The 17,760-nt window shown below is 58.7% G+C and carries 15 protein-coding genes and 2 tRNA genes; 9 read left to right on the plus strand and 8 right to left on the minus strand.

Translation table 11 applies throughout. The features are described from left to right. Position 1 precedes the first annotated feature (1 nt). Positions 2-1,183: a bifunctional glutamate N-acetyltransferase/amino-acid acetyltransferase ArgJ gene (gene argJ / locus TSACC_RS08960; RefSeq protein WP_075078989.1), complete on the minus strand. Its 1,182-nt coding sequence runs from the start codon at positions 1,181-1,183 to the stop codon at positions 2-4. Then, positions 1,180-2,208 (minus strand): N-acetyl-gamma-glutamyl-phosphate reductase, encoded by a 1,029-nt coding sequence (gene argC / locus TSACC_RS08965; protein WP_075078990.1) that lies wholly within the window; start codon positions 2,206-2,208, stop codon positions 1,180-1,182. The genes argJ and argC overlap by 4 nt, the downstream gene beginning before the upstream one ends. Before the next feature lie 94 nt (positions 2,209-2,302). Between argC and TSACC_RS08970 the strand changes: the two genes are divergently transcribed. Both TSACC_RS08970 and TSACC_RS08975 read left to right on the plus strand, forming a co-directional pair. Further along, positions 2,303-2,379 (plus strand) — tRNA-Pro (locus tag TSACC_RS08970). A 297-nt stretch (positions 2,380-2,676) separates the two neighbouring features. Next, complete coding sequence (locus TSACC_RS08975) at positions 2,677-3,972, plus strand: class II aldolase/adducin family protein (RefSeq protein ID WP_075078991.1); 1,296 nt, start codon at positions 2,677-2,679, stop codon at positions 3,970-3,972. Between the two features lie 91 nt (positions 3,973-4,063). On the opposite strand, the gene TSACC_RS08980 is transcribed toward TSACC_RS08975, so the two are convergent. Then, positions 4,064-4,543, minus strand: coding sequence for a Crp/Fnr family transcriptional regulator (locus tag TSACC_RS08980; protein WP_146177135.1), 480 nt, complete (start codon positions 4,541-4,543; stop codon positions 4,064-4,066). A gap of 199 nt (positions 4,544-4,742) precedes the next feature. Here TSACC_RS08980 and TSACC_RS08985 point away from each other — a divergent pair, with 199 nt between their 5' ends. The 5 genes from TSACC_RS08985 (at position 4,743) to TSACC_RS09005 (ending at position 11,485) form a co-directional block, all read left to right on the plus strand. Then, positions 4,743-6,209: a sugar porter family MFS transporter gene (locus TSACC_RS08985; RefSeq protein ID WP_075078992.1), complete on the plus strand. Its 1,467-nt coding sequence runs from the start codon at positions 4,743-4,745 to the stop codon at positions 6,207-6,209. A gap of 129 nt (positions 6,210-6,338) precedes the next feature. Next, positions 6,339-8,147 carry a DNA primase gene (dnaG, locus tag TSACC_RS22290; protein WP_202815935.1) on the plus strand — a complete coding sequence of 603 codons (1,809 nt, stop codon included), beginning with the start codon at positions 6,339-6,341 and terminating at the stop codon, positions 8,145-8,147. Positions 8,148-8,184: 37 nt separating this feature from the next. Beyond that, the gene (rpoD, locus tag TSACC_RS08995; RefSeq protein WP_202815936.1) at positions 8,185-10,053 is read left to right on the plus strand and encodes an RNA polymerase sigma factor RpoD; all 1,869 of its coding nucleotides are present in this window, start codon (positions 8,185-8,187) and stop codon (positions 10,051-10,053) included. Between the two features lie 128 nt (positions 10,054-10,181). Next, positions 10,182-10,508, plus strand: a complete 327-nt coding sequence (locus TSACC_RS09000) for a YbjQ family protein (RefSeq protein WP_075078995.1) — start codon at positions 10,182-10,184, stop codon at positions 10,506-10,508. 65 nt (positions 10,509-10,573) lie between these two features. Then, complete coding sequence (locus tag TSACC_RS09005) at positions 10,574-11,485, plus strand: PfkB family carbohydrate kinase (protein ID WP_075078996.1); 912 nt, start codon at positions 10,574-10,576, stop codon at positions 11,483-11,485. Between the two features lie 171 nt (positions 11,486-11,656). On the opposite strand, the gene TSACC_RS09010 is transcribed toward TSACC_RS09005, so the two are convergent. After that, positions 11,657-11,744 (minus strand) — tRNA-Ser (locus TSACC_RS09010). A 169-nt stretch (positions 11,745-11,913) separates the two neighbouring features. Between TSACC_RS09010 and TSACC_RS09015 the strand changes: the two genes are divergently transcribed. Beyond that, positions 11,914-12,438, plus strand: coding sequence for a pyridoxamine 5'-phosphate oxidase family protein (locus tag TSACC_RS09015; RefSeq protein WP_075078997.1), 525 nt, complete (start codon positions 11,914-11,916; stop codon positions 12,436-12,438). An 80-nt stretch (positions 12,439-12,518) separates the two neighbouring features. On the opposite strand, the gene TSACC_RS09020 is transcribed toward TSACC_RS09015, so the two are convergent. After that, positions 12,519-14,183, minus strand: coding sequence for a putative transporter (locus TSACC_RS09020; RefSeq protein ID WP_075078998.1), 1,665 nt, complete (start codon positions 14,181-14,183; stop codon positions 12,519-12,521). A gap of 153 nt (positions 14,184-14,336) precedes the next feature. On the opposite strand from TSACC_RS09020, the gene TSACC_RS09025 reads away from it, so the two are divergent. Beyond that, the gene (locus tag TSACC_RS09025) at positions 14,337-15,218 is read left to right on the plus strand and encodes a helix-turn-helix domain-containing protein (RefSeq protein ID WP_075078999.1); all 882 of its coding nucleotides are present in this window, start codon (positions 14,337-14,339) and stop codon (positions 15,216-15,218) included. Here the strand turns inward: TSACC_RS09025 and TSACC_RS09030 are convergent. Genes TSACC_RS09030 through mbfA form a run of 3 tightly spaced genes read right to left on the minus strand, consistent with a single transcriptional unit; the run spans position 15,215 to position 17,634 of the window. Continuing rightward, positions 15,215-15,802 carry a hypothetical protein gene (locus TSACC_RS09030; RefSeq protein ID WP_153811349.1) on the minus strand — a complete coding sequence of 196 codons (588 nt, stop codon included), beginning with the start codon at positions 15,800-15,802 and terminating at the stop codon, positions 15,215-15,217. The genes TSACC_RS09025 and TSACC_RS09030 overlap by 4 nt on opposite strands. Positions 15,803-15,837: 35 nt before the next feature. Further along, complete coding sequence (locus TSACC_RS09035; RefSeq protein WP_075079001.1) at positions 15,838-16,656, minus strand: CbiX/SirB N-terminal domain-containing protein; 819 nt, start codon at positions 16,654-16,656, stop codon at positions 15,838-15,840. 15 nt (positions 16,657-16,671) lie between these two features. Continuing rightward, on the minus strand, positions 16,672-17,634 hold the full coding sequence (gene mbfA / locus TSACC_RS09040; protein WP_075079002.1) for an iron exporter MbfA: 963 nt from the start codon (positions 17,632-17,634) through the stop codon (positions 16,672-16,674). Between the last annotated feature and the right edge of the window lie 126 nt (positions 17,635-17,760).

The following is a 17,760-nucleotide window of genomic DNA, read 5'->3' on the forward strand; positions in this document are numbered from 1 at the left end:
TTTACTCTCCGAGATTCAGGCGGACGTATTCCTCGGTCAAGTCGGTCGTCCACACGGTGTGGGAAAACTTGCCGAGCCCGAGGTCGACGCCGATGCGGAATTCCTTCCTGGCCGCCACGGCCTGCACCTTTTTCCATGGCGTATCGGTGACGAGGCCGCCGCGCACGAGTGGGAGATCTTCGTAGTCGATGGAGACCTTTTCCTCCACAAGCTTCGCACCCGAGTAGCCCATGGCGTCCATGATGCGGCCCCAGTTCGGGTCACCACCTGCCCAGGCGCATTTGACCAGGGTGGAGTTGGCAATGGCTTCGGCAGCTTTGCGGGCATCTTCCTTGGAGGCTGCGCCGGTAAGGGCGATCTCGACAAATTTGGTCACGCCTTCGCCATCCTTGACGATCATGCGAGCCAGGGTTTGCGCCACTGCGTCAAAAGCCTCGCGCAAGAGGGCGAGGGGAGGGCGCACCTTGGATGCGCCATTGGCCAGGGCGATCACGGTGTCGTTGGTGCTCATGTCACCGTCGATGGTGATGCGGTTGAAGGAATCTTCCACAGCGCCGCCGAGGACCTTTTTGAGATCAGCCTGCGAGACCTTTGCGTCCGTGGTGATCACGCTCAGCATGGTGGCCATGTTGGGGTCGATCATGCCCGCGCCCTTGGCGATACCGCCGACATGGAAGACGCCCTTCGGCGTCTCGACGCGGACGGCGATTTCCTTCGGGAAAGTATCGCTGGTCATGATGGCCTTGGCGCATTTCAGGCTGGCCGTGTTGGAGAGCTTAATACGGGGAATCGCCTCCTCGATGCGGTCGATCGGCATGCGGACACCGATGCGGCCGGTGGAGCAGACGAGGACCTCCTCACCAGCCACACCGAGGACCAGCCCGGCGCTCACCGTCATGCGGCGGGCGTCCTTGAGGCCATCGGGTCCGGTGCAGGCATTGGCATTGCCGCTGTTCAGCACGACGGCGCGGGCTTCGCCGGAGGAGATGTGCTCCATGGAGACACGCACGGGAGCGGCCTTGACGAGGTTGGTCGTGAACGTCCCGGCGGCTACGGCGGGTAGCTCGGAGTATACCACGGCGAGATCCTCGCGCGGTGCCTTGGGGTTCTTGATTCCAGCCGATGTGCTTCCGCACAGGAAACCTGCCGCGGCTGTGACGCCGCCACGAATTTGTTCGATCATAAAAGTCCTTGGGTCTCGGGAAAGCCTGCCATGAGGTTGAAACACTGCACGGCTTGTCCCGCCGCGCCTTTTACCAGATTGTCCTCGGCGCTGAGAAGGATCAGTCGTCCCGTCCGCTCATCGAGCCGTGCGGCGATGTCGCAGTAGTTTGTGCCGACCACGTTTTTCGTATCGGGCAACGTGTCGCCGAATCGGACAAACGGCTCGTTGGCGTAGGCTTGTGTGAGGGTTTCCTTGATGGCGGCAAGGGATACGCCCTCCTTCGGTTTCGCGAAGGTGGTAGTGTGGATGCCCCGGGTCATGGGAGCGAGATGGGGGACAAAGGTGATGACCACCTTTTCGCCCGCTGCGAAAGTGAGTTCCTGCTCGATCTCGGAAAGGTGCCGATGCTTGGGCAGACCATAGGCGCGCAGACTCTCGTTGCACTCCGCATAGAGATAGGCGACATCGGCCTTCCTGCCCGCGCCGCTCACGCCGCTGGCGCTGGAGACGGCAATACTGTCGGTCACGATCTGACCCGCCCGGAGGAGGGGAACCAACGGCAGCAGGATGCTCGTCGGATAACAACCCGCCGAGGCGACCAGTGTGGCCGCCTTGATTTTCTCGCGCCAGATTTCCGGGATGCCATAAGCCGCATGGGCCAGCAACTCCGGAGCAGCATGCGCCTCACCGTAGAACTCCTGGAAAACATCCGCCTCCCGCAGCCGGAAGTCCGCGCTCAGGTCGACGATTTTCAGCCCGGCATTGAGCAGGGGCAGGGCAAACTCCGCCGCGAGGCCGTGCGGCAGGGCGAGAAAGGCGTACTTGGCACCCGTCTTGATGACGTCATCAGCCGTGGCGTTGGAAAACGCGAGGTCTCGGATGGCGGGATGACCTTTCAGGCGGGGCAGGATGCTGCCCACCGGCTTGCCGGCATGCTGCCGGGAGGTTACCCCTGCGATCCGCACGCCACCATGCCGGGCCAGGAGCGAACAAAGCTCCTCTCCCGAGTATCCATTGGCGCCAACTATTGCTACGTCAGTCATTCTCGCTGAGCGTATCGACCGCCAATCTTTTTCAAAGCGGAAATCTTATCTCTTGAAACCTGCACGCACTTTGAGCATCTTCTCCCTTCCGTTACGGGCCGTGGCTCAGCTTGGTAGAGCGCTTGAATGGGGTTCAAGAGGTCGTGGGTTCGAATCCCGCCGGCCCGACCACTTCGAAGATCACACTTGATCATTATCTCGAAGGGAAGGGGATGTAACGGCATAGATTCCGGTGGAATCGGTGGATTTCCGAATGCGGATAAAATTCACGGCGTTTGCGCCTGTTCTCGTTCCCGGCTGATGGAATTTCCCAAGGGCGCTTGAGGATTATAGGTTGTTTTTCTGTCCGAATGAATCGGTTTTGCTTTGAAAATGAGCAATCTGTGGGTGGTTTTTCTCAAATTCGGAGCAGATCGGGCATGGTTTTGAGGTAGAATGAAGGGCAGTTAACTTCGCAGAAATACCCTTATGTCATTCGCTCTCCTTCATCCCCGAGACCAGATCGTAGCCACCATGGACCGTATTTACGCCCACGACATGACGACCACGTCGGGAGGCAACATCTCCGTAAAGGACGAGAACGGCGATGTGTGGATCACCCCGGCCCGTGTCGACAAGGGCAGCCTGCGCCGTCAGGATGTCGTTCGCATTCGCCCCGATGGCTCGAAGGACGGCATTCACCCGCCATCGTCAGAGTTTCCTTTTCACCTGGCGATCTACGAGGCCCGGCCTGATGTGAAGGCGGTGATTCACGCGCATCCGGGGGCGCTGGTGAGTTTCAGTATGTGCGGTAAGGTTCCGGACACGCGTGTATTCCCTGAATCCTTCAACCTTTGTGGGGAGGTCGCCTTTGCCCCCTACGCCCTGCCGGGAAGCAAGAAGCTGGGCGAGCGCATTGCCGAGCAATTTGCGAAAGAGGCTCAGCCGACCTGCGTGGTGCTGGAGAATCATGGCGTCGTTGTCGCTGGAGACGATCTCGGCGATGCTTTTCGCCGCTTTGAAACCCTGGAGTTCACCGCCCAGGCGCTGGTGCATGCCAACCAGCTCGGCAGTGTGAAGTATCTCGACACGGCCATGCTGGAAAAGGCTCACGAGTCGCAGCATCAGGGGCTGGACGAGTATGACCCGTTCCGCCCGACGAGCGTGGGCAAGGAGGCGCGCAAGGACATCGTGGATTTCGTGCACCGTGCTTACGAACACCGGTTGATGAACAGCGGGTGGGGGAGCTTCTCCGCTCGCGTGGATGAGGATGCCTTTATCATTACCCCGCAGCACGTGGATCGGCGTGAACTCGATCTCGCGGATCTCGTCGTGGTACGGGATGGCCGCCGAGCCGCTGGGCAACTGCCCAGCCGCGTCGCGCGTCTGCACCGCGCCATCTACCAGGCGCACCCGGAGGTGAATGCCATCGTGAATGCCCTGCCGGTGCACGGCGCGGCTTTCAGCGCGAGCGAGTTCCCTCTCGATAGCCGCACGATCCCGGAGAGCTACCTCTTCCTCAAGGATGTGCCAAAGATCGCCTTCGATGATGTCTACGGCGACGGTGAGGCTGTGGCTTCCGTGTTGAGTGTGAAGAATCCTGTCGCTCTTCTGGAGAGCAACGGTGTGATGGTGGCGGGCCGCACGGCACTTGATGCCTTTGATCGCCTGGAGGTGCTTGAATCGACGGCAGCGGCGATCATTCGCAGTCGAGCTCTCGGCGCGATCAAACCGATGCCGGACAGCGTGATCGAGGAACTCCTCGCCGCCTTCCCCGGGGTGTAGTCAGTACAGGTTTCCCCTGAAAAGAGCAGCGGCTGGACTCGTCAAAGTCCAGCCGCTCTTGCTTTCTGGGCGGGGAAACTGACCTGGAGGGTCAGACCACCTCGCAGATGTTGAGGAGGCGTGACCGCGTGGCCTGAAGGCGTTCGGTTACGAGAGTGCCCACACGCATGGCGAGTTGGTAGCCAAAAGCCGGATCGGCGTCGGCCAACTGGCGCAGACGGGCGGCATCGAAGACGATGCAGCGGGTTGGCTCCACGGCGCGAGCGGTGAAGTGCCACTTGTGAGGAGGGAAGAACCAGGACCAGCCGAGCGGCTCTCCGGCCCCGACGTGCTGGACCGAAATCACACCCTCGCCGGGGACGAAGGGCGTTTCAATGGTCACGCGGCCTTCAATGATAAGATAGAAGTAGTCGGCATTCTGCCCCTTGGAGAACATCTTCTCCTTGGCGCGGAAATCCTGATACGTGGCATGTTCCTCGAGGATCGGGAAAAACTGCGAAGGCAGATTCTTCCAGAATGGATGCTGGGTCAACACGGTCGACATGGTTTGAATCGGGGAGAGAATACTCATGGAGAAACAATGCTCCTTCTTGTAACCCTCAGCTTCTCCCGGATTGTCCAAGACTGGCTCCCGTTTGCTCTTGTTGCTGGGAGAGTCTCAATAACCGGCGGATTTTAGCTTTTCAGATCGTAAAAATGATTCCCTTAGGGGCGCTTCCGCCTTGTTTCTTTGCCAAGGGAGTGACATCGTTCTTTTGGAATCTCTTCCCATGACATCCTCCCCTACTCCGAGTCGGCGTACACAACCCATCGTATACTTCATTGGTTTCACTGCGGCGCTGGCCGGCCTTTTATTTGGCCTCGACGTCGGCGTCATCTCTGGAGCCGAAGGGTTCATCAAAAAGGACTTCGACCTGACTGATCGACTCATCGAGTTCATCGTCAGTTCGCTTCTCTGGGGTGCCGCGGTCGGCGCTCTCGGCAGCGGCATCCTCTCGAGTCACCTGGGCCGTCGCAAGACGATCCTTATCAGCGCCGTCATCTTTATCATCGGATCTTTGCTTTGTGCTTATGCACCGAATGAGCACGTTCTCATCGGCGCCCGGTTCCTGCTTGGCCTGGCTGTCGGTGTAGCCTCCTTTACAGCGCCTCTGTACCTTTCGGAGATTTCTCCGCAGATCGTGCGGGGATCGATGATCTCGATGTATCAGCTTATGATTACCATCGGTATCGTCCTCGCCTTCCTAAGCAATACGTGGCTGGCGACCTATGCTACTTTTGACGGGGTGACCGGAGGTCACTGGAGGGTGATGCTGGGCGTCATCGCCATCCCGGCAGCTGTGATGTTTGCCGGTGTGTATTTCCTGCCGGAGAGTCCTCGCTGGCTGTTTCTCAAGGGCTTTCAGGAAAAGGCGAAGGATGTCTTTCGCAAGATGAAGCTCGACGAGGCGGAGATTGCCGCGGAAGTACAGGAGATCGAGGACAGCGTGAAGGTGAAGCAGAATGGCTTCCAGCTTTTCATGCAAAATGGCAACTTTCGCCGGGCCATCGCGCTTGGCGTGGGATTGCAGATCATCCAGCAGCTCACTGGCATCAACGTGATCATGTACTACGCGCCCCGCATCTTTGGCATGGCGGGCTTTGAGAGTACGAATGAGCAGATGTGGGGCACAGTGATCGTGGGCGTCACAAACGTCCTCGCGACCTTCATCGCCATCGCCTTTGTCGATCGGCTCGGCCGCAAGCCGATCATGTACGCCGGTTTTGTCACGATGGGTGTGGCCCTGCTGACCGTGGGAGGACTCTTCGCGATTGGCGGGCAGTCTCATACGGCTCCGAACGCTGCAGGCGTCATGGAAACCGTCACCGTGTTGACAAATCCCGATCTCGCGTATCCGGCGATCTTTGCCCTTCTGGTTTTCATCGTGGGCTTCGCCATGAGTGCCGGGCCGATCATCTGGGTGCTTTGCTCCGAGATTTATCCGCTGGCTGGTCGCGACCTCGGTGTCACCTTCAGCACGGGTACGAACTGGATCGTCAACGCCATCGTTGGCATGACCTTCCTGACGCTCATCAACAACTTTGGGCCGGGCAATACCTTCCTGCTCTACGGTGGAATGAACGTCCTGTTCATCATCTTCTTCCTGTTCTTTGTGCCGGAAACCAAGGGAGTGTCGCTTGAGAAGATCGAGCGCAACCTCCTCTCGGGTCTGCCGCTCCGCAAGATAGGTCGCTAGACCCCGGGAGTGTATTTTTACGGGCCGATGGAGCGATCTGTCGGCCCGTTTCTTTTTTGTCGGGAGGGGAAGTTACGAGTTCCTGTAGATTCCCCTTTTCCTTCCCCGCGACCTCGGCATTCTGGAGTGGTGCCCCGCATTGCCGAAGAATCCATCCAGCGTGTTGCCGAGACGTGTGACATCGTCGAGGTCATCGGTTCGTATTTTCCGCTGAAGCGCGCGGGCACGAGCTATCGGGCGATCTGCCCGTTTCACAAGGAGAAGACGCCATCTTTTCATGTAAACCCGCAGAGACAGACCTTTCACTGTTTTGGCTGCGGGGCGGGGGGCAATGTGTTCCGATTTGTCATGGATTACGAGCACATCGACTTTCCGAGTGCCGTGCGGCGTCTGGCCCAGCGGGCGGGAGTTCCGATCGTGGAGGAGGCCGGCGGGCCGGAGGATGATCGACGTGCCGATTTGCGGAAGCGTCTGCTGGGCATGCATGCGGATGCAGCCGCGTGGTTTCATCATCATCTCTTGAAGACACCCGCGGCGCAGGTCGCCCGGGATTACCTGAAATCTCGCGGGATCAATGGCGAGATCGCAAAATCCTGGCAGCTCGGGTTTGCCCCCGACTCCTGGGACGCCTTGCTCTATTTCCTGAAGGAAAAGCGCTACTCGACGGAGGAGATTGCGCAGAGCGGTCTGGTTTCCAGCAGGGAGGACGAAAGCGGTGAGAGCGATGGACATTTTTACGCGCGCTTTCGCGGGCGGGTCATGTTCCCGATCTACAGCGACTATGGCGAGGTGATCGGCTTCAGCGGGCGCGTTCTCGATGCGGAGGCAAAAACCGCCAAGTACGTGAATTCCCCGGAGACCCCGCTTTTTATCAAGGGCAAGGTGCTTTACGGCCTGCACAAGACCAAGCGCGCCTTGATCGAGGCTGGTTCAGCCATTGTTTGCGAGGGCCAGATCGACCTGATCAGTGCGTACGAAAGTGGCGTCCAGAATGTTATCGCGCCGCAGGGAACGGCCTTTACTCCCGATCAGGCGCGACTGCTTCGCCGTTTCGTCGAGAGCGTGACGCTGTGCTTCGACTCCGACCGGGCCGGGCAGGAGGCCGTGACCCGGTCGCTTCCGGCGTTGTTGGATTGCGGCATGGATGTGCGCGTGGCCCGATTGCCTGCCGGGGAGGATCCCGACTCAATGATTCGCAAGCTGGGGGCTGGAGCGTTTCAAACCGCCATTGGCGGGGCGCTGAACTACTTTGACCACGCCCTTGAGCGGATGGCGGAGAGCGGAGCCATGCTCGATCCGGCCAAGATCACCGCTGCCGCACGCAAGTTGGGTCCTTTTGTCGCCATGATCTCCGACCCGGTATTGCGGGAATCCACCGCCCGGAAGATCTGCAGCCGGATTGGAATCACGGAGGCGGCGTTTTCCTCCCATATGAAAAACGCCCCGGCGTCGCAATCTACCCCTGAGGCTTCGCCTGAGGCCACGGTGGCGCGTCCTCGCGAGATGGCCGAGGGCGTGCGCATGCTCGCCCGGCTGTCTTTGGCGTCTCCCGATATCCGGGCCTGGCTGAAAGGCCAGACCACGCCGCCACTCCGGGAATTGGGAGAGGGGGGGGACATCTTGGAAAAGATCGTATTTGCGTCGCAGGATATCGAAAATCCAGCGAGTCGGGCGGTCTTTACCGCCCAGTTGAATGCGTCGGAAGAGGCGACGATTAACACGCTCGACCTGGATCGCCTTCCCGAGAATCCCATGGATCTCGTGCGTAGCGGATGGGTGGGGCTGGCCTCTCATTCCCTCGTGGCGAAGCGCGAGGCGACCAAGATTCGCCTCCGGGAGGCGGGTCTGGGTTTGGAGGATCAAATCCGGCTCCAAGGCCTTATTGCAGAACTCAGTAAACAAATCCTTGACCTGCAAAGCTGTCTGTCGGACGGTTAACGGCTCGTCCCGAAGCATCGAAGAACGACTGGCCGCGTTGAAAACTTCTAGCAAACCAACCAAGAGCACGCCTGAAAAAGCCCCAAAAGCACAGGCTACCAAAACAGCCAAGAAAGCTGCCCCTGAAAAACCATCCAAGACCGCCAAGGCTTCCGAGCCTGATGGCGAGCAGGTGGTAAAGGGAGCAAAGGCTTCGGGCCAAACCAAACCTTCCGCCTCCTCCAAGAAGGCGGACAAGCATGATGTCGCTCCGGCGGCCGAGGCGGCGACGCCTGCGGCGCAGGATGCGCAGAAAGCCCTGCAGGAAAAAGTTCGCGAGCTGATCAAGCTGGCGAAGGAGCAGGGTTATGTCACTTTTGATGACCTCGATGAGGCCCTCCCCGAGGGTATCAACGATCCGGATAGCATTGAGTCGGTCATCACCCAGCTCCGCGCAGTGGAGATCGAGATCATCGACTCCTCCGATGTCGACCGCGTCAAGGACGTCCGCAAGGACAGCGACGACGACGAGGAAAAGGACGAAAAGTCCGACAGCAAGCTCGATATCCTCGACGACCCCGTCCGCATGTACCTTAAGCAGATGGGTCAGGTGCCGCTGCTCACCCGTGAGCAGGAGGTGGAAATCTCCAAGCGCATCGAGGAAGCCGAGCTCAAGGTGCAGGAGATTCTTTACCAGTTCGGGTTCATTTCCCGAGCCCACCTCGATCTCGCCCAGAAGCTGATCGACATGCGCGAGCGCTTTGACCGCGTGATCCTCGACAAGAAGATCGAGAGCCGCGAGCGCTACATGAAGACGCTCCCGCGTCTTTGCCAGCAGGTCAAAAAGCAGACCGATACCGTTGCAGACATCTACCGCGACGAAATCGCCGGTCACAAAGCCTCGCAGGATGCCCTGCGCAATTTCGAAAAGGCGCTGTCCGCCCTGCAGAAGCTCTATCCCAAGTTTTACTTCAAGCAGAAAGTCGTAGAGGACTTCGTCGGCCTCGCGGATGAGAACATCCGCGCGCACAACAACCTTGTGCACGAGCATGAAAAGCACGCCAAGGACCCCGAGTCCAAGGTGCGCCGCCACTTGAGCCAGCAGCTCAAGGACATGCAGCTCCGCAACTGGATGGGCGGCGAGGAACTCGTCGGCAAGCACAAGGAGCTCAAGAGCTGGCATCGCAAGGCGCTCAAGGCCAAGACCGAGATGGTCGAAGCCAACCTTCGTCTCGTTATTTCCATCGCGAAGAAGTACACGAACCGCGGCCTTTCCTTCCTCGATCTGATCCAGGAGGGGAACATGGGACTCATGAAGGCGGTCGAGAAGTTCGAGTATCGCCGAGGTTACAAGTTCTCCACGTACGCGACATGGTGGATTCGTCAGGCTATCACCCGATCCATCGCCGACCAGGCGCGCACCATTCGTATCCCGGTGCACATGATCGAGACGATCAACAAGCTGATTCGCGTGCAAAAGCAGCTCGTGCAGGAATACGGCCGCGAACCCGTGCCGGAGGAGATTTCCGAGGAAATCCAACTCCCGGTCGAGCGTGTCCGCGCCGTGCTCAAGATGGCGCAGCAGCCGATCTCGCTTCAGGCTCCGGTCGGCGATTCCGACGACACCAGCTTCGGTGATTTCATCGAGGACAAGGGCGCGGAAAACCCGGCGGATCAGGCAGCCATCGTACTGCTCAAAGACAAGATCAAGGACGTCCTCGACACCCTCACTGAGCGTGAGCGCCAGGTGCTCGAGCAGCGCTTCGGTCTCGTGGACGGCTATAGCCGCACCCTTGAGGAGGTGGGTCGCCAGTTCAAGGTCACCCGCGAGCGTATTCGTCAGATTGAAGCCAAGGCGCTTCGCAAAATGCGTCACCCGACTCGTATCCGTCAGCTTGAGGGCTTCCTCGAGCCGCAGGAGTGGTAGGGGATAGAAGTTTTAAAAGGGGCCTTGGTGATCCAAGGCCCCTTTTCTTTTTTTACAAAAACGGTGCGATTCCGGTGTTGTTGAAAGCTCTCGAGCCGGGTAAAAGTCGCCCAGATTTGTTCCACCCTATGATCACTACGACCACTTTTGACATCGATGGCTATCGCATTGCGGAGTACAAGGGCCTCGTCCGCGGCATCACCGTTCGTACTCCGACCATTGCTCAAGGGTTCGTTGGTGGTCTGAAGAGCATCATCGGCGGCAAGATCGGCGCTTATATCGAGATGTGTGAGCAGGCCCGTCAGCACGCATATGATGAACTGGTGGCTCACGCTGCCCAAGTTGGAGCCAATGCGGTCGTGGGTGTCCGCTATGAGTCCTCCGAGGTTGGAACTCAAGGAGGAGCTACCGAGGTGCTTTGCTACGGCACGGCCGTGGTGATTGTTCCCAAATAGCGACGGGATTGCCGGGCGCTTTTTCCTCGCGCTTCCCGGGGGATTGTGGGCAATCTCCCGGGCTTATGTCCGTTCTGATCGTTGGTTCGATAGCGCTTGATGACATCAAGACTCCTGTGGAGGAACACGCCAATCTCCTCGGCGGTTCCGCGTCCTATTCCGCCGTGGCGGCGAGCTTCTCCAGCCCGGTAAATCTTGTCGGCATTGTCGGTGAAGACTTCCCGGCCGAGCATGTGGAGCTTTTTGAAAAGCGGTCCATCGATCTCGCCGGTCTCCAGCGCGTCCCTGGCCAGACTTTCCGCTGGTCGGGCGAGTACCTTTGGGATCTCAACACCCGCGAAACCCGCTCTGTGGCGCTCAATGTCTTTGAGCACTTCACGCCGACACTCCCGGATTCCTACAAGGAAACTCCGATCATCCTGCTCGCCAACATCGCGCCGGACCTCCAGCACCATGTCCTCGATCAGGTGAAGCTCCCGCGCTTCGTTATCGCCGACACGATGGATCTCTGGATCAACATCGCCAAGGAGCGCCTGATCGAGCTCCTTTCGCGTGTCCATATGCTGATCCTCAATGACGGCGAGGCTCGCCAGCTCACCGGTCTCACCAGCCTGATCAAGGCCGGACGCAAGCTTCAGGAGCTCGGACCTCGCTATGTCGCTGTGAAGAAAGGTGAGCATGGCTGCCTGCTCTTCGGTGATGACGGCCAGTTCTTCAGCTGTCCGGCCTTTCCGCTGGAAGACATCCACGATCCCACCGGCGCGGGCGACACCTTTGCCGGCGGTCTCGCGGGTTATCTTGCGAAATCGGGCGAGACGGAAATCACCTTCTCGCAAATCAAGCAGGCCGTGGTACACGGCAGTGTGCTCGCGAGCTTCAATGTCGAGGCCTTCAGCCTGGAGCGTCTGAAAACGCTTACCCACGAGCAGATCGCCGAGCGCAAAGCGCTCTTCCATCGCATTTCGTCGCTCGACTAAACGAGTAGCGGAGCTTGTTCTTTCTGCGCGGGAATCGAGACAACGATTCCCGCGTTTTTTTTGTATAGAGCGAAAGAGGCGCAAGGCACTGTCCTTGCCTATATTGATCCAGACATCGCTCACAAGCCCCAGGTGTTTTCCTGGCGGGAGAGAGCGTGGGATATGGGAAACTGGCGGATGGGCAGGGATTCGAACCCTGGGTACCTTGCGGTACACACGCTTTCCAAGCGTGCGCAATCGACCACTCTGCCACCCATCCTTTACAGGGGAGGGGTTTGTATACCTCAGGCGGCGCGACTTGGCAACTGTGTGTACACCCCGTGAGGCGGTTTTTTTGTAATTTTCTGCCCGGCCTCAGATTTTCCAGGCCAATCTATGATTGGCTTATTACCGGATGAGCGGTAATATCCTCATAGAGGACTCGGCATATGAAAGATCCCATTTACCCCCTGTCGACCTGGAAGCCTGAAAAAGAAGGAAACTTCAATATTGAGGACAGCGACGATGTGCTCGGCATCGCTCGCCAACTGATCGACGGAAATCACCCCGGCATTCTCACCACGGTGGACGAGCACGGCGTACCACGTGCCCGCTGGATGGCGACGACGTCGTTTGAAAACTTTCCAGAGATCTACACTCTCACCGCACCGAAGAGTCGTAAGCTCCGGCATATCGAGAAGAATCCTTACGTAAACTGGATGTTCTCGAGCTCCGATCTGAGCCTTATTCTCAATCTGACTGGCAAAGCCGATGTGGTTGTCGATACGACGCTAATCAAGAAGATCTGGCGGTCGATCGAGGACAAGACGCACGCATATTTCCTAAACAACTTCACGGAGCGGCCCGGTGTGACTGTGGTACGTACGGTGGTGGAGTACATTGAGTGCTGCATCCCGCAATCCAGCCTGCGCTGGCAGGTGAGCGTAAAAGACCTCGCGCAGCAGGAAGCCTAGATCCCCGCCGAGATTTAAAAAAAAAGGCCCGCCCTTCGTCGGAAGGTGCGGGCCTTTTGTTTGAAAGCCTTTTCGCAGGTTTATTCGAAGACGAGCAGAATGACCTGCACGATGATGATGCGGCAGATCATCGTGATGGGATAAACCGTGGCGTAGGAGATCACCGGCGTATCGCTCCTGGTCATCGAGGTGGCGAAGGAAAGAGCCGGAGGATCGGTCATGCTGCCGCTCACGAGGCCGCAGATGCGGACGAAATTCATCTTGAGAACGATCGAGGCAAAGAGACCTACGACGAAGAGCGGGACAAAAGTGATGATCGCTCCGCAGCCCATCCAAACGAGGCCGGCACCGTCCATGAGCGTCTCGATAAATCGTCCACCAGCCTTGAGGCCGACCGCTGCGAGGAAAAGGGTGATGCCGAGATCCTTGAGCGCGTTGTTGGCGGCGGCGGGCATGGTCCATGACATGCGCCCGATGCAGCCGAAATGGCCGAAGATCAAAGCGGTGACGAGGGACCCGCCTGCGAGACCCAGCTTGATCGGGGAGGGAACGCCGGGCACAGGCACCGGAATCATCCCGATCAAGACGCCGATGGTGATGCCGATGAAGACGGGCACGAGGTTCAGGTGGTTGAGCGCCTCCTTGGAGTTGCCGATAACACGCTCCACCACGGCGAGATTTTCCTCATGACCGACGGCCTGGATCACGTCGCCGAACTGGAGCTTCAGGAGAGGATGGGCGACGATTTCGATGTCTTGGCGCTGGACGCGCGTGATGGTGACGTCGTCGCCGTATTCAAGGCGGAGCTCGCCCAAAGTCTTGCCCGAAAGATCCTCACGGGTGACCACCATGCGGCGGAAAACCACGGGTCCGGGCATGCTCATGAGATCGGCTTCGGACTTCCGGCCCGCTGCTGACACAAAGCCATCCAGCTTCTCCGGAGTGCCCACGGCAAGGACCACGGCGCCAGGGTGAATGGTTGTGCCGGGTGTGACGACGGTCGGCGATACTTGGCCGGGGAGAAGGATGCGCGAGATGGTGATCTGGTACTGAAGCGAGATCTTCTCCGCGCTGACGCCCTCAGCGGGGAGCGCGGTGATCTCGACATTCCGGCGCTCCAGGGCAGCTGCGAGTTTGTCCTGCTCGGTGACCTCGGCAATGTCGTCGTCGAGGTTCACCCGGCGGAGTGCCCGGAGAATCATCATTACCAGGATGATGCCGATAATGCCGAAGGGATAACACACGGCATAGCCGAGTGTCGGCAGGGTCGCCCGGTCGCCCACGATAGCAAGAGTCTTGAGCGTCTCCTGGGTGGCCCCGAGTGATGGCGTATTGGTGGTTGCGCCTGAGAAAATGCCCACCGCAGCGACAATGTCGATGCCAAGCACCTTACTGATCAGGACCGCGATGGCGGCTCCCGAAAGGACGATGGTGACCGCCAGGATGTTGAGCACCAGTCCCCTTTTGCGGAGGGAGCGAAAGAAGCCGGGCCCCACCTTGATCCCAATGGCGTAGACAAAGAGCACCAGCCCGAAGTCTCGAACGAACTCGAGGATGTGGGCGTTGGGTGTGGCTCCAAAGTGACCCAGGATAAGGCTGGAAAACAGGACGCCAGCGATGCCCATACTCAAACCTTTGAACCGGATGTTTCCGATCAGGATACCGATAAAGCAGGCTACGCTCAGGGCGAGAATGGTGAAAGGGACAGGATGGGAGGTCGAGAAGTGACTGATCCAGGAACTCATTGGGGGAGATTGAGTGGCAGGGGGTTAAGGGGTCGGAGCGTTCTCACGCTACAGGGGGAATGCCGTTTTTTTCTCCACGTGGATTGGCGCTTGTCAGCCATGCCTTGCCCTTCGCCGCTTGATCCGTAACGAAACGGGAGGTAGATTTCCGGGATGCTGCCGTCTCAGGAAGTCTTGCAAAAGCTCAGTAGGTCCAAGATCTACCGGGATTATGAGCGTGCTTTTAGTGAGGCGACGGATCTTCCTCTCGCTCTGAGAGCTCGCGATGGGTGGAAGTTTTTCCTGCACGGGAAGCCGAAAGAGAACCCGTTTTGCGCTCTGCTGGCCGATTCGAGCAAGGCGTGTGCGCAGTGCCTGCAGAGCCAGGATCTGATCTGTGATCCGACAGGAGAAGAGAGCCGCACGGTAAAGTGCTTTGCCGGTTTATACGATACCGCCGTGCCGATTCGCGTGGGCGACAAGGTGGTCGGGTATTTGCAGACGGGTCAGATCGCCATGCAGGAGCCGAACAGTGGCAAGTTCAAGAAGATCACCGAGCAGTTGATCAAGTGGGGGTCCGATGTGGACCTCGGCAAGCTCCACGAGGCCTACTATCACTCCCGCGTCCTGAAAAAGACGCAATATGAATCGATGATCCGCTTGCTGGAGATCTTTGCTAATCATCTCTCGGAAGTGGCCAACCAGCTCGTCCTGATCGAGGAGGAGAAGGAGCCGCCGATGGTTCGCCGGGCGAGGAGCTATATCAACGACAACCATTCGGATCCCCTGACGCTGACAAAACTGGCGGAGACGCTGCATGTCTCCACGTTTTACTTCTGCAAGATGTTCAAGAAGGCCACCGGGATGACGTTTACAGACTACCTTGGACGTGTCCGCATCGAGAAGGCCAAGGCGCTTCTGCTCCACGCCGATCTCCGGATCAGCGAAATCGCTTATCAGGTCGGGTTTCAGTCACTGACGCATTTTAATCGTCAATTCCGCGTCCTTACGGGCCAGTCACCTACGGAGTTCCGCAAGTCTGCCCAGGAAGTCTAGGGAGCTGCTGGCGCGAGTGATTGCAATGCTCCGGCGCCAGTCGAGACGGCTGGTGCGATAACAGAACCAGCAGCGCCAGCTCCGGGTACGCCGCCGAGTGTGGTGCCGGGGCCGGAAAAGAGACTTTGTACGGGAGCCAGGAAGTCGGTGTTCTCCGATCCGGGTTTGGGGGATTCGGGGGATTTCTTTTTATCCGCCAGGCTCTTCTCATAAGCATCGATGAGCGGTTGGAAGGCCGCAATCTCGCCGAGCCGAATCTCGATCTCGCCCGATTTCTCCTTGTTTTGGGATCGATTCTCCTCGAGAGCGGCTTTTCGTTCCGACCAGAGGCGTCCGTCCTGACTTCGGTCCTTGGTCCTTGTGAATTTCTCAAAGTCCGCCTGGGAGAGCAGCGCGATCGGGATCTTCTGCAATCCCGTCTCGCTTGAGATGCGTATGGTGTAGTCGTCGGTGATTTCGACGATTCCGAGGATCTTCCCGCCATCGAGTTTGGTCACCTCCTGTGGCTTGGCTTTTTCGTCCTGAGCCCACACCGGCAGAGACAGGCTGGCAAGGATGGCGCAAAGAAGAAGTAGCCTGACCATGAGAGGCAAGATATTCAACAGCCCGCCCGACTCAATCAGTCATTCTCCTCATACCACGCTTTCACCTGATCGAGGATCACCTCGGCGATCAGCGGCTCAGTGCCGATGGCGCTCGCGTAATAGAGTTGTTTACCATGGAGGTGGTAGGGATTGCGTCGGAAAACCTCAGCCTGACTCGCGGCTACGCCGCCCTCCTTTTCGATGCCGAGCAGGACGGGAATATCCTCATAGCTATGCAGGCCATCGGAGATGAAAAAAGGGACCACGACCACATTGGGCGCGCTGGCAAGGTTGGCCCACTCGGAGATGAGCGGAGCCTCCTCCATATAGGAAGAGATCACCTCGGCATACTCGCCGAGCGCCGAGATCATGCGGACCTGGTCCTTGGCGGCCTTGGCGGAGTTGTCGTTGAGGTTCGTCCCGTGACCGACGATGAAGAGGCTGGTTTCTGCTGGCCGCACCCCCGGCGCAACCTCTCGAGCCCGATGGAGCAGGGCATCTGTCATATGCGGATGGCTGCCGACCGGCTGGCAGTACCGAATGACCTTGCCATTGCGCTCCGTGACCGGGCCGACGAGGCCGAATTCACGAGGGATCACCGTCTGGGTGAAGTATCCCTCGCTGATGAAGTTGGGCACGATAAAAACCTCGTCGCTCTCCACCATCCAGAGTACCTCCCGCATGGAGGGTTCCTCCTTCCAGTAGCAGGTGTGCACCTCGCGAAAGATGCCTCTTTCGGCAATGGCGCGGGCGTGGTCGTAGGTCGGCGCGCTGGAGTCGGGGTTCAGCGTGGAACCATGGCCAACGATCACGAGAGCGGAATCGCTCAGGGCAGGTAGTGTGGAGGCGGACATGAAGGACGATACGCTCTATCCGGCCGAACCGATGAGAATTCCGGTGATAAATACCAGCACGCCGCCCACGACCACCTGAAAAGCGGCCTGCATGAGCGGAGTATCCATGTATTTATGGCGGATCCACGAGATGGCGGCGAGTTCCACTGCCACCACGAGAATGGCGACGAACGTGGCCAGCCGGAAGTCCTCGATAAGGAAGGGCAGGGTATGCCCGATGCCGCCCATGGTCGTCATCAGTCCGCACACGGCGCCCCGGATGTACGGGCGGCCACGTCCGCTCAGCACGCCGTCATCCGAGAGAGCCTCGGCGAAGCCCATGCTGATGCCTGCTCCCAAGGAAGCTGCCATGCCGACGATAAAAGCGTCTTTACTCTGCCCCGTGGCGAAAGCGGCGGCGAAGACCGGCGCGAGCGTGGAAACCGAGCCATCCATGAGGCCAGCCAGACCCGGCTGAATGACCTGAAGGACGAAGGCGCGGCGATTCGTGGCTTCCTCCTCCTTGAGCGCGCCGGAGGCGGAAAGCTCGTTGGTCAGCTTGACTGCCAGGTCCTCGTGATCCTGCTCGGCGCTAGCCAGATCATCGAGGAGGCGGCGGACGTCGAGGTTCGTCGTGCGCTTGGCGGCGGTTTGGTAAAAATTGAGCGACTCGTGCTCCATGAGCTCTACCTCGCGGCGGACTTGATTCACGGTGAGCACTTTATTGAGCCAGATCGGCTTTCGCTTGATAAATCCTTTGACCGCATCGCGTTGTACGAATGGAATGTGGTCGCCGTAGGCCTTCTTGAACATCTCCATCAGGCGGCGGGCATGGACGATCTCCTCCTGTTGCATAGTGGTCAGGAGCTTCGCTGTGTCGGGATAGCTGGTCTTGAGCCGATCCGCAAAGTCCCCGTAGATGCGTGAGTCGTCCTCCTCCAGCGAGATCGCCAGGGCCAGGATCTCCTGTTCCGTCAGTTCCGAAAAATTCCTCGCCATGCAGACCCTGTTGAATCCTTTTTTTTCTTTTCGCTCCAGCCTATTTTTGAGGGCGAATTTTTGTTTTAAGTGTCTGTTGGAAAGGGGGTTGCATGGAAGTAACAAATTTTTGAACGCCCGCGTTTC

It is taken from the genome of Terrimicrobium sacchariphilum, assembly GCF_001613545.1.
Taxonomy (GTDB): domain Bacteria; phylum Verrucomicrobiota; class Verrucomicrobiia; order Chthoniobacterales; family Terrimicrobiaceae; genus Terrimicrobium; species Terrimicrobium sacchariphilum.

Excerpts from the sequence above, each read along its gene's own strand:
- TSACC_RS09025 (WP_075078999.1), top strand. The coding sequence starts at position 14,337 with ATGCTGCCGTCTCAGGAAGTCTTGCAAAAGCTCAGTAGGTCCAAGATC.
- mbfA (WP_075079002.1), bottom strand. The coding sequence starts at position 17,634 with ATGGCGAGGAATTTTTCGGAACTGACGGAACAGGAGATCCTGGCCCTG.
- TSACC_RS09030 (WP_153811349.1), bottom strand. The coding sequence starts at position 15,802 with ATGGTCAGGCTACTTCTTCTTTGCGCCATCCTTGCCAGCCTGTCTCTG.
- TSACC_RS09035 (WP_075079001.1), bottom strand. The coding sequence starts at position 16,656 with ATGTCCGCCTCCACACTACCTGCCCTGAGCGATTCCGCTCTCGTGATC.
- argJ (WP_075078989.1), bottom strand. The coding sequence starts at position 1,183 with ATGATCGAACAAATTCGTGGCGGCGTCACAGCCGCGGCAGGTTTCCTG.
- TSACC_RS08975 (WP_075078991.1), top strand. The coding sequence starts at position 2,677 with ATGTCATTCGCTCTCCTTCATCCCCGAGACCAGATCGTAGCCACCATG.
- TSACC_RS09015 (WP_075078997.1), top strand. The coding sequence starts at position 11,914 with ATGAAAGATCCCATTTACCCCCTGTCGACCTGGAAGCCTGAAAAAGAA.
- TSACC_RS08980 (WP_146177135.1), bottom strand. The coding sequence starts at position 4,543 with ATGAGTATTCTCTCCCCGATTCAAACCATGTCGACCGTGTTGACCCAG.
- TSACC_RS09020 (WP_075078998.1), bottom strand. The coding sequence starts at position 14,183 with ATGAGTTCCTGGATCAGTCACTTCTCGACCTCCCATCCTGTCCCTTTC.
- argC (WP_075078990.1), bottom strand. The coding sequence starts at position 2,208 with ATGACTGACGTAGCAATAGTTGGCGCCAATGGATACTCGGGAGAGGAG.
- TSACC_RS09005 (WP_075078996.1), top strand. The coding sequence starts at position 10,574 with ATGTCCGTTCTGATCGTTGGTTCGATAGCGCTTGATGACATCAAGACT.
- TSACC_RS09000 (WP_075078995.1), top strand. The coding sequence starts at position 10,182 with ATGATCACTACGACCACTTTTGACATCGATGGCTATCGCATTGCGGAG.
- TSACC_RS08985 (WP_075078992.1), top strand. The coding sequence starts at position 4,743 with ATGACATCCTCCCCTACTCCGAGTCGGCGTACACAACCCATCGTATAC.